The organism is Streptomyces sp., assembly GCF_035563135.1.
GTDB lineage: Bacteria > Actinomycetota > Actinomycetes > Streptomycetales > Streptomycetaceae > Streptomyces.
This window is the reverse complement of the sequence record NZ_DATMVN010000771.1, coordinates 1-2,214: the sequence shown is the minus strand read 5'-3', so window position 1 is coordinate 2,214 and position 2,214 is coordinate 1. Positions and strand designations below refer to the sequence as shown.

The window sequence follows — 2,214 nt, the reverse complement described above, 5'->3', positions numbered from 1 at the left end:
GCCGCAACGGGACGTTCGTCGCCGCCGCGGGCGACGCGGCGGCCCGCCACGCGGCGACGGCGGCCCAGGAGTACGCCGAGCAGGCCCGCCGTCTCGGTCTGTCCCGGGCCGACGCGCTGTCCCTGGCCGAGGACGCCGTACGGGCCGTCTACGCGCGGTAGCGGACGTGAGCGCCGCTGCTCAGAGGTAGAGCCCCGCGTCCGCCCCCGCGTCCTGCCGCGGCACGGACGCGGGGCCGCCACCGCGCCGCAGGGCGTACAGCTCGGCGAGCGTCGCGCCCTCCCGGCCCAGCCCTTCCTCCGTGCCCAGCCAGGAAACCGACTCGGCGCGGGTCAGCGAACCCACCTCGATACGGGCCAGACAGCGGCCGGGTCTGACGACCGCCGGGTGCAGCCGCTCCAGATCCTCGTTGGTCGTCACCCCCACCAGCACATTGCGGCCCTGGCCCAGCAGACCGTCCGTCAGATTGAGGAGCCGGGACAGCGCCTGGCCGGCCGTGTGCTTCGCCTCACCGCGGATCAGCTCGTCGCAGTCCTCCAGGAGCAGCAGCCGCCACCGCCCTTCCGCCGAACCGTCGTCCTCACCGATGGCGATGTCCATCAGATAGCCGACATCGTTGAAGAGCCGCTCCGGATCCAGTACGCAGTCGACCTGGCACCAGTCGCTCCAGGCCCGCGCGAGGGTGCGCAGCGCGGACGTCTTGCCGGTGCCCGGCGGGCCGTGCAGCAGGAGCAGCCGGCCGGAGATGTCGTCGGGGGTCACCTTCATCAGCCGGTCCATCGCATCGGCCACCGGGGCCGTGTAGTTGGGCCGGACCTCGTCCCAGGTGCCTGCGGAGATCTGCCGGGTGGTGCGGTGCGGGCCGCGGCGCGGGGAGACGTACCAGAAGCCCATGGCCACGTTCTCCGGCTGCGGCTCGGGCTCGTCCCGGGCCCCGTCGGTCGCCTCGGACAGGACCTTCCGGGCCAGCTCGGCCGTGGTGGCGGTGACCGTGACGTCGGCGCTCCGGTTCCACCGCGAGATCAGCAGAGTCCAGCCCTCGCCCTCGGCGAGGGTCGCGCTGCGGTCGTCGTCCCGGGCGGCCCTCAGCACCCTGGCCGCCGGGGGCAGCAGGGACGCCCCCGTCCTGACCCGGTCGAGGGAGGAACTGTGCGAGTACGGCTGCTCGCCCGTCGCGAAGCGGCCCAGGAACAGCGCGTCCACGACGTCGGACGGCGAATCGCCGTCGTCGACATTGAGCCGGATCGGCAGGGCGGACTCGGGGGTGGCAGGCATGCGGCCATGATCCGGCACGGCGGCACCGCACGCACCCAGGTTTCAGCAGCTGCCCCGGACGGCGCGGCCGGGGAGCCGGCCGCGCGGACGCTCAGACGCCCGCCCGGCCCCGGGACCAGCCCGGTGCGGCGGGCCGGTCAGGATCAGCCGAACCCGCGGTGCACCCGCCGTACGCCGCGCACGACGGCGAACCCCTTGGTGAGCGCCCGGTCCACCGCGAACGTCCGGGTGACTGCCCTGCCCTCGACCAGCCGCGCGAACTCGGCGGCGCCGGTGCCGCGGCGGACGGTCACCCGCTCCAGGGCGTACGGCCCCTGGCGGCGGCGCGCCAGAGCGTTGCCCACGGCGAGGGACTGGGCGAAGCCCGCCGCCCGCACCGACTGCCGCACCCGGCGGGTGGAGTAGCCGTAGGGGTAGGCGAAGGACACCGGAGGAGAACCGAGTTCAGCGTGGACGATCTCCCGGCAGCGCACGGTCTCGGCCCGCAGCAGCCGGTCGTCGAGCTGGTCCAGCTGCGGGTGGGTGTGGCTGTGGCCGCCTATCTCCACGCCCGTGGCGGCGAGTTCGCGCACCTGGCTCCAGTCGAGCATGGTGTCCAGGGCGCCGCCCTCGTCGTACGCCCCGCGCAGCCAGCCGGTGGTGACGAAGACGGTGGCCGTGAACCCGTGCTCGGCGAGCACCGGCAGGGCATGCCGGTGCACCCCCTCGTAGCCGTCGTCGAACGTGATCAGCACCGGCCGGGGCGGCAACGGCCGCCCCGTGCGCCAGCTCTCGCCCAGCGCGGCCGTGGTGAGCGGGGTGAAGCCGCGCCGGACCAGGATCTCCATCTGCGTACGGAACGCGCCGGGCGAGACGGAGAGGCCGTACACGCTGCCGGCCGGACGGCGGCCCACGGCGTGGTACATCAGGATCGGCACGGCACCGCCCCCGTCCACCGCG

Annotated in this window: 1 protein-coding gene and 2 pseudogenes; 1 reads left to right on the top strand and 2 read right to left on the bottom strand. The window is 74.6% G+C overall.

The window, feature by feature from the left end:
• Positions 1–161, top strand: a pseudogene (locus VN520_RS34290) (GntR family transcriptional regulator); the annotation flags it as partial.
• 19 nt (positions 162–180) lie between these two features.
• Here VN520_RS34290 and VN520_RS34285 read toward each other — a convergent pair.
• Both VN520_RS34285 and VN520_RS34280 read right to left on the bottom strand, forming a co-directional pair.
• Positions 181–1,310: pseudogene (locus tag VN520_RS34285) on the bottom strand (DUF5925 domain-containing protein).
• Between the two features lie 108 nt (positions 1,311–1,418).
• Positions 1,419–2,180, bottom strand: a complete 762-nt coding sequence (locus VN520_RS34280; RefSeq protein ID WP_325750852.1) for a polysaccharide deacetylase family protein — start codon at positions 2,178–2,180, stop codon at positions 1,419–1,421.
• Positions 2,181–2,214: the final 34 nt, after the last annotated feature.